The following is an 8,065-nucleotide window of genomic DNA, read 5'->3' on the forward strand; positions in this document are numbered from 1 at the left end:
AAACATCCGGTTGCCGCGCCGCGCACGTCGCATCCGCCGGGACGTGATGACCAAACATAAGGATTATCTGGCTCAGCGGTCGGGTTACGCGGTGTAGAGGCTGCATTCGCGGCCGGTGATATCGCTAAGTAACGAAATTCGTGAGCTGGAAGCCAAGGCTTAGCGGCGAAGCTGTTGTCTCATGTAGTAATAGGTAATTTCGGTCTGCATCAAGCGTTCGTGGGCTTCATCCATAAGGCGTCTGAATTCACCATCGTTGGGAAGAGATAGCTTCACAAGCGTCTCAACATCATCGGAAATCGTAAAAAGTAATTCTTTACCGAGACGGAGCAGCTCAACGCAGTTGGCAACATCAGTAGAGCCGGAGAACTTCTTAATGATAGATGTCTCTAGATCAACCGGTGATGCGAGGACATGGAAACGATCAGCTCGGGACTGATCTAGGGTCGCTAGACCCATCACGAACTCTGCAGCGTGCGGTAGGCGGAAAGGTCGAAGAAAGAAGCTGAGCTTTCGGTCAAATCGAACGCCGCTTCCCGCCGCTTCAGGATCGCTCACAAGACCCTCACTCGTCAGCTTGAACACGACACTGAGGACGGCGGAGGGCTGCGATGGAGCCATCCCAGTGATCGTGATGTTCTGGCGCAGCTCTACGCTCGGTCGCGTTCCTTCGCCAATGTTCTGGTGCATAACTTGCCAGCCGCTTGGCTCGGCCTGCCCTTTACGCCGTGCTGGCTCGGGCGTGGGCTTGGCTTCGGGTGGCGGCTCGACTTTGCCAGCGCTCCGGTCTCGGAGGCGATCTAGAAAAACCTCCTCAGCCGTCAGATGCCCAGATATCCACTTTTTCCAGCCTGTATCAGCAGCGCTCTCGGCTGAGAAGGCGCGGACGCGGCACAGCGACATAGACTTCACAAACTGATTGGCGTCCCGAGCGTTGGCGCCCTCGACAAGAGCTAGCGGCTGCCCATCGCGCCAGAACGCCCAAAAGTTTTGGCTGCTTTCCTGCCCGGCAAGGTCGCGAAACCAATTTCGCGCATACCTCTCTTCGCGGAAGACCTTGACGTACCCGACTTTCCTACCTTCGCGTATCAGATACCACATGGGGTCCTGAGCCGGCCCGGCCTTCACGCCCATGCTGCCGAGGGTCTGAGCGACCCGTTGATGCGCATGGTCGGGGTCTTTAGGTCCGAGACGTGCTTCGCTAGCATAGCGCTCTTCGAACAAGCTGATGACCACGAAGTGCAAGAGCATCCACCTCTCCCAAGTGTCCAATTTCGTACAACCGGCTGATGAAAGTAGCTGAGCTGAGCCGTCGAGCAAGACGATGATAGCAAGAAATTGACGGCGCGTTGCGAATTCAATGACGCCATTGCGCCGCCGTAATTACCGGCTGTGATGATCTGGTGGTATCTCGCCGTCTTCAACGCGATGGTTGTCGCATTGAATATTGGTGATCTAGCTGGACGGCGGCTAAGACGTTAGGCAGATGCGACAAGCTTTGGTCGCGGCCGATCGATGACGATTGTTCGCAAGCGGTCGGCCCATACTTTCAGGGCGTCGCGTTTTTCATCGTGATATTCATGCCGGTTGTAAATTGCCGCAACGCCGCTGACTTTGCCTGATTTGTGGTTCAGGATTGATTCCGTCACTTCCTGCTTTATTCCAAGCTTGGCGAGTTCGGTTGCGCATGTTCGTCGCAAATCGTGCAAATGCCAGTCCGGTAAAGTCGGATCACAATGCTTATCGAGCGCGATCTTTCCGTTTGAAAAGCCGCTGAATGGTTTGGTCGCAAATGTCGTAAAAAGGTAGTCCGACATCTTGTCATTTGAGATTGCAATTCGCGGTAGCGCCTTGATGATCGCAGTTGCCATTTTGGGAAGCGGCACAATATGAGCCCGTCCATTTTTGGTGCGCGATCCCTCGAACGTGATCGTGTCGAGTTCTTCGGACAATTCGGACCATTTGAGATTTGCGATTTCGTCCCGCCGTTGCCCGGTCAACAAAAGCAATTTCACGATAGGTCCGAACGGATACCCGCATGATGTTGCAGCATTCCAAACAGCCTTGATTTCATCGTGGGAGAGAACGCGGTCGCGGCTTTGTGGTTTTGGTGGAGCGTCCGCGAGTTCGATCACATTGCGCCCGATAACACGTTTGACGGATTTCCATCGGAAGAATGTTGACAACACCGCAAATGCGTTTCGTCGTGCGCCGGGTGCCAGTTTGTCGATTAGCTTTTTAATGTCGCGGTCATCAAGATCGCGAATATCGGCAACGTGTTTCCAGTTGGGCTTGATATCCGTTTCAATGATCCGTTGATATTCATCCGCTGTGGATGCCTTGACCGGGCGTCCCTTGAACCCGGCGGATCGTGCAGTTTTCACGAATTCATCAAGCCAATAGTCGAGGCTCAGTTTGTCGGTTTTCGATTGGCGCGGATCATGATTGCGGCCGACATCAGCTTTCACGCGTTTGGCCAAATCCCGCGCTTGAGTGATGTTCAGGACTTGCTTTGTGGATGGTCGGTCGATCCGTTGGCTTGAGCCTTCTTCGTCATAGCGGCCTAGGGTGATTTTGATGGCCTTGCCGTCCAGCTTCGTCCGGACGGCCCATGACATCGATCCGGAGGGGCGTGGCTGCACAATGAGGTAAAGGCCGTTGCCAACGTCGTCAGGGATTTCTTGACGGGTATTGGTCGCCTTCAAATTGCTGATGAACGCAGTGGCGCGTTTGTGCTGTGCAGGGAGCTTTGCGGGGAGCATCGGTTTGTCCGGGGTAACCGGCCGGGTAAATTCGGCAGGGGAGTTGCAGGTCCCGTAGGGTCCCACAAACCGATGCTCAATGGAACGACAAACACCGAAATTACTGGGAAATTCACCGCAATAATCACCTGCGTAGAACGTGGGGTATCCTAAGGTCTCACGTCCAAATCTGATTACAAAACCGCTGCACTACCGCTGTGCTACGCCGGCCTGGATCACGACGGTTCTGAGATCGAATCGATTCAGAATCATGAACGTGATCGACTATTCTCCAGAAGCGGGGTGTGGGCAGAGGACCGCGCCACACTTCTCCTCATCCCGCTCTTGAACATGATCCGATCAAGTTGAATCGAACCATGCTCCAAAATTGTTGTCTGGTCGCATTTCTTGCGGCGAACCGGTCATTCCATCCTTAGGGCTCAAGCCCGAGGACATGCTTCGCTCGAAAAACCCTACGACAAGACAATAAACCAAAACACGAGTGGACAACAGCGGGCGTAAGCTCCCGCACGACTGGCCCCTCTGCGTACACCAAGCCTGCTTATGGCGGCGTGCCGGTATCGTCAATGCTTGGGGTCCGTCAATATCGCTGGACTCCGCGTTAACGGTTCCGCAGCGGGATCGTTCGCATTTGAACCCCGAGCATCCCGGCACGTTAGGCTTACCGGAAGTTTCGGTGGCAGCCTTAACTCTTGCCGGCATCGGTTCGATTAGGATTTGCCCTGAACCGGGAATCCAGTGATGCGTATCGGACTAGTGCTGGCTGTTATGATCGGGACCTCGTTGACGGCTCTGGCCGGAAGCGGTCCGGAGATTGTGATTCCCGGACGGCCCGGCGTTCCCATTATCATCAATGGTGTCGATGCATCCTATGCCGTCGTCGAGGGCAACTGGGGGCTTGGCAGGAGGATGCAACCGCGGCCCACGGTGTATGGCGGACGCTACGTCGATGTCGAACCGTATGTCGGTCACTACTATCCGAGTCTTGGCCGCACCCCCGGTTACGGCCGCCTCGAAATCGAGCCGCCGTCCAATCGCAGGCTGCCGCGGCGCGCCGAAAGCTTTCATCAGTCGTGGTCGGCCCGTTCCGCTCCGACGCCCGCGCAATCCGACATCCCGCAGATGCCGCCTCCGGTGATCCTAGCGCCCCGGATCGGGCCATCGGGCTCGCCGCTCGACTTCCGTTGAGATCCACGGCCTAAATCGAACAAAAAACAGCAGGAGAGAGTTATGCGTCAGATGGTTTCCGGAATGGTCGCGGTTGCGGCCATGGTGGCCGCAAGCGTCGTGCCCGCGATGGCATGCGGAGGGTGGTACGCGGGCGGATGCGCTTCATGCCTCTCGTATGGCTCCTGCGCATGGGGTTATGGTCCCGGCTATTACGGCGCCGGCTACGGATTCGCAGGCTATGAGCACCTGCCGTCTCCGACGCAATACTATTACGTCAATCAGGGGCCGGCCTTCAGTGGTCCCGGCAACTTCGCGCCGGTGCCGACCTATCAGGAAAGCGCTGTCGCCGGATGGAATGCCTACAGCCGTCCCTATTATTATCCGTATGACGGCGGCCGTTACGCCCACGCCATGCACCACTACTATGATGGCGCGCCGGCGGCCGGACCGGTCGTATACAGCTATCGCTGGAATCGGAACCGGCATGACGGCCACCCGCATAGTCGCCGTCATCTGCGTTACGGCCACGCTTCACGCGATGGCCATCGCGCCGCTCTTCCGCGTGTGATCTACGGATCTGGTCATCATCATGATTACCGTCATGCTGTACAGTATCATCACGACTGAGCGGCGCGCCGTCAGTGCATGAGGCCGAGACGGCTGGCGCCGATATAAAGCGCCAGCACCGCGGCGTTCGAGACGTTCAGGCTCCTGATGTGGCCGGGCATGTCGAGGCGCGCGACCGCGCTGCATGTGTCCCGCGTCAATTGCCGCAGACCTTTGCCTTCGGCGCCCAGCACCAAAGCCAATGGCTGCCGCAACTGGATGGAGGCGAGATTCTCACTGCCGGCGCTGTCGAGGCCGACGGTCATGAAGCCGCGATCGTTCAGCCCTGCGAGCGCGCGCGCCAGATTTTGCACCAGCACCAGCGGCACGATCTCCAGCGCGCCTGAGGCAGACTTTGCCAGCACGCCGGTAGCCTCGGGACTGTGGCGCGCCGTGGTGACAATGGCCTTCACTGCAAAAGCCGCAGCCGATCGCATGATCGCGCCGACATTATGCGGATCCGTGATCTGGTCGAGCACCAGCACGATGCCTTCCTGCGTCAGCGTCTCGATATCAGGCGAGGGCAGGGGATCAGCTTCGACCAGTAGTCCCTGATGAACCGCGTCGGGGCCCAGGCGCTGGTCGATCGCGCTCGGGCGGACGATCTCAGGCGAGATCGGGGTGGTGATATTTTCATGCGTAAGCCGTCGCGCGGCGTTCTCCGTGACGAGCAGTTTTCGGATGCGGCGGCGAGGATTGGCCAGCGCGGCTGTCACCGTGTGCCAGCCATAAAGCACCGCCGGACCATCAGGGCCGGTCTCGCGGCTCTTTCGCGCCGAACCGTGCTTTGGCTGATGGTTCCGGCCTTTGGCATCCCTGGTGTGAATGTCGCTCCCCGGGCGTGAACCCCGCCGGAATCGCGGCTCTCGATCACGATCGCTCATGTAGGCGTGTCCCGGATGGTGCGGAATCTATCGAGAATCGTAAACTTGGAGATCTGAAATAGTGGAGAGGCAGGGGAGCCTGCGAAGCGAAGCTATGAGGCGCCTGATCTCCAGACGGCTATCATAACCCGATATCCGTCGCCATCCGTCACTCGCCTGTTTGAGGTTTATTTTTGTATTCAGTTAGTTATGCATAAGCTAGGGTTCGTCATGACATGGGCTGATTTTGAGAAAGGCGCTCGTGCGAGGACCGTTTCGCTTAGCCGGCGTATTGGCGGAGCGCTTCGAGCTTCAGAACATCGATGTGGCGGTGCGAGGAAATCTGAATCACTCCGATTCGCCGCAGCCACGTGAGCTCGCGCGAAACGGTTCCAATCGTCAAACCGAGAAAGTCGCCAATTTCCGCGCGCGTAAGCGGAAGATCGAAAGCCGTAGCGGCGTTGCCTCCTGAAAACGGATCGATCTGCCGAACCATCATCATGAGAAAGCTGGCCACCTTTTCGCGCGCCGTTTTTCGTCCGAGCGCCAACATCCACTCGCGACCCTGATCGACCTCACGCAGGGCCTGGTGCAGCAGTTTTGTTTCGAGGGCCGGATTTTTTTCGAGCATCTTCCGCAGCGCGTTTCTGGTTATGCTGCAGACCTCAACACCTGAACAGGCTTCGACGCGGACAGGACTCTCGTCTTGATGGAGACGTCCGACGAAATCGGGCGCGAATTGAAGTCCGACGATCTGCTGGCGACCATCGGCCATTGTCTTGGTCAGCTTCAGCACGCCGCGCATGACATTCGCATAGCAACTGATCGATCCCTGCTCCTGCAGGAGAACATCGCCGGCGGATACCTTCACGACACGCGTATGCCTGGCGAAATCCATTAGTTCATTGGCGTTGAGCGCGCCGCACATGCCCTTGTGCCGTACCTCGCAGCTCTGACAGAGCTTCGGCACATTGGAGTTATGGATGTCCTTCCGAGGCGTGTTCATGTCGCTCCAGCTTGAGGTTAACCGTCTGCTGGGAAACCGCTTTTTCGACGCACCGGCGGTTCCCTCGCGCGGAGCCTGCATCCCGCAAATCTTCCTGTCTTTGTGATCGCGCAAAGTCGGCCGGAATTGTTGCACGCCGCAATCTCTGGCGTCAGTTGGGTCGCTGCCACAATGTGAACACGATCGCTGACGCTGCAGCGTTATGCCGCAGCCGTATCGCAGCTATGCCGATTTTGCACTGCACCGGAGATCGAAGCCCTGTTATGTGTTTGTCAACTTCATAGCGGAGCGACTGCGAAACCTTCCGGCTCTCCCTGATGGCTATGACGCGCCGGTGTTCGGCCGCCTTCGGATCGATCGGTAACAGAGGTTTCTCACCGCTAAACAATGGCCGGAGGGCCCATGCTAGTCCTGAATGATAACCTGTTCCAGAATGACAACCTTGTCCCGCATGACAACAGTCTTCCCAAGGCGCGGAATAACAATCCGGCCGGCTGGGCTATCGCGTGCTCGGTCATCATGCTGATGGCCAGCCTCGTGTATGTCACCAACGGGCGCGGTCCCCATGACATGCCTCACGAACAACAAGCAGCGGTTCACGCTCAGCTTCATAGATGAGTTTGAGTTCAAACCGCGAAAGCTACGGATCCTTTACGAATCAGAGGCTGTCCGGCTTGGTATGAGCTTGAGTAGCGTTTTCGAGCGAGGTGGACACCTGTTCGCTTGAAGAAAGCGCGTTCAAACAACGATCCAGAGCTTCGCTCCTGATTCAATCAGAAGCGGAAATTCTCTGGCAAGAAGAGATGGACGAAGGTTTGCTTGAGCTTTTATTGAGCTTCGGCGACCTTATCGGCGGCGGTATCATTGCCGGGGATTCGGCACATTAGCGTGTTAGCCGACGCCGCAGGCGAACAAGCTCCGCCGCGCGGCGTAAAGTGTGATTCACCAAGCGCTCCCGCTATAGCCAACGCAAGCTGTTGCAAGAGCTAGAGTCTGTTTCAACTGCGTTGAACTCGATTCAACCCCGTTGAATCAGACTCGTCGCTTGTCTTTTTGTTTGAGCATGATCCTTTACGAAAACTGGTTTCCACTTTGCGCTGGCGCGGCCCTTCGGGTCGGGATCATGCTCTAGAAGCTAGCCGCCGCGACGATAAGCCCGGACCCTACGAGAGCCGCCACAAGTCCGAAGCTGCCCGCGAAAAGGAACAGCCTGCTGGTCGGGTCCTGAGGCATTCGGGCATCACTGTCTTCATCCATGCTGACCTCCTTATTTTCCAGGTTCACACGAACCGACCTGAAGATCGGTCCGTTTGAGGCCAATGTCCGGGAGTTGGGAGTGTTCCTGGATTGCGGATCACGGATATGTGGCTGAGCCGCATATTCCTACGGGCGTGGCGACGACGCTCTACCATCAGTTTTCAGTAGATTGGCGGTCATGCGCGATGACGACGATGTGACTGACGTATTGTTCTGGATCAAATAATACGTCTCCAAGTTATGTTTGAGTGAAAGTGACCTCACGAGGTCATCGCGGGATTCGTCGGCAGGAAAACCCGGCGATACATCCGGCGATACTTGGGCCCGCTTTGGGCCATGTTTTTCTCCTCTGGACTGGCCCGGCCGCCTAAAGTTCGTGGCCGGGCCTTTTTAGAGCGGCC

General features: G+C 57.0%; 9 protein-coding genes. 4 read left to right on the forward strand and 5 right to left on the reverse strand.

Features of this window, described 5'->3' with window-relative positions:
• Positions 1 to 159: 159 nt before the first annotated feature.
• Entirely contained in the window at positions 160 to 1,251 is a 1,092-nt protein-coding gene (locus NWI01_RS15770; RefSeq protein WP_141384928.1) for a hypothetical protein, read from the reverse strand.
• A gap of 227 nt (positions 1,252 to 1,478) precedes the next feature.
• Entirely contained in the window at positions 1,479 to 2,762 is a 1,284-nt protein-coding gene (locus NWI01_RS15775) for a site-specific integrase (protein ID WP_141384929.1), read from the reverse strand.
• 741 nt (positions 2,763 to 3,503) lie between these two features.
• On the opposite strand from NWI01_RS15775, the gene NWI01_RS15780 reads away from it, so the two are divergent.
• Together NWI01_RS15780 and NWI01_RS15785 are read left to right on the forward strand one after the other, a co-directional pair.
• Entirely contained in the window at positions 3,504 to 3,950 is a 447-nt protein-coding gene (locus NWI01_RS15780) for a hypothetical protein (RefSeq protein WP_141384930.1), read from the forward strand.
• Between the two features lie 42 nt (positions 3,951 to 3,992).
• Complete coding sequence (locus NWI01_RS15785; protein WP_141384931.1) at positions 3,993 to 4,559, forward strand: hypothetical protein; 567 nt, start codon at positions 3,993 to 3,995, stop codon at positions 4,557 to 4,559.
• An 11-nt stretch (positions 4,560 to 4,570) separates the two neighbouring features.
• Here NWI01_RS15785 and NWI01_RS15790 read toward each other — a convergent pair whose 3' ends face one another.
• Complete coding sequence (locus NWI01_RS15790; protein ID WP_141384932.1) at positions 4,571 to 5,422, reverse strand: TrmH family RNA methyltransferase; 852 nt, start codon at positions 5,420 to 5,422, stop codon at positions 4,571 to 4,573.
• Between the two features lie 259 nt (positions 5,423 to 5,681).
• Positions 5,682 to 6,407 carry a Crp/Fnr family transcriptional regulator gene (locus NWI01_RS15795; RefSeq protein ID WP_141384933.1) on the reverse strand — a complete coding sequence of 242 codons (726 nt, stop codon included), beginning with the start codon at positions 6,405 to 6,407 and terminating at the stop codon, positions 5,682 to 5,684.
• A gap of 402 nt (positions 6,408 to 6,809) precedes the next feature.
• On the opposite strand from NWI01_RS15795, the gene NWI01_RS19075 reads away from it, so the two are divergent.
• Together NWI01_RS19075 and NWI01_RS15800 are read left to right on the forward strand one after the other, a co-directional pair.
• A complete protein-coding gene (locus tag NWI01_RS19075; protein ID WP_181410527.1) occupies positions 6,810 to 7,025 on the forward strand; it encodes a hypothetical protein in 216 nt (71 codons plus the stop codon).
• Positions 7,026 to 7,114: 89 nt separating this feature from the next.
• Positions 7,115 to 7,294, forward strand: a complete 180-nt coding sequence (locus tag NWI01_RS15800) for a hypothetical protein (RefSeq protein WP_141384934.1) — start codon at positions 7,115 to 7,117, stop codon at positions 7,292 to 7,294.
• 241 nt (positions 7,295 to 7,535) lie between these two features.
• On the opposite strand, the gene NWI01_RS20140 is transcribed toward NWI01_RS15800, so the two are convergent.
• Positions 7,536 to 7,664 (reverse strand): hypothetical protein, encoded by a 129-nt coding sequence (locus NWI01_RS20140; RefSeq protein WP_283809254.1) that lies wholly within the window; start codon positions 7,662 to 7,664, stop codon positions 7,536 to 7,538.
• Positions 7,665 to 8,065 lie beyond the last annotated feature (401 nt).

This window comes from Nitrobacter winogradskyi (genome assembly GCF_006539545.1).
Taxonomy (GTDB): domain Bacteria; phylum Pseudomonadota; class Alphaproteobacteria; order Rhizobiales; family Xanthobacteraceae; genus Nitrobacter; species Nitrobacter winogradskyi_A.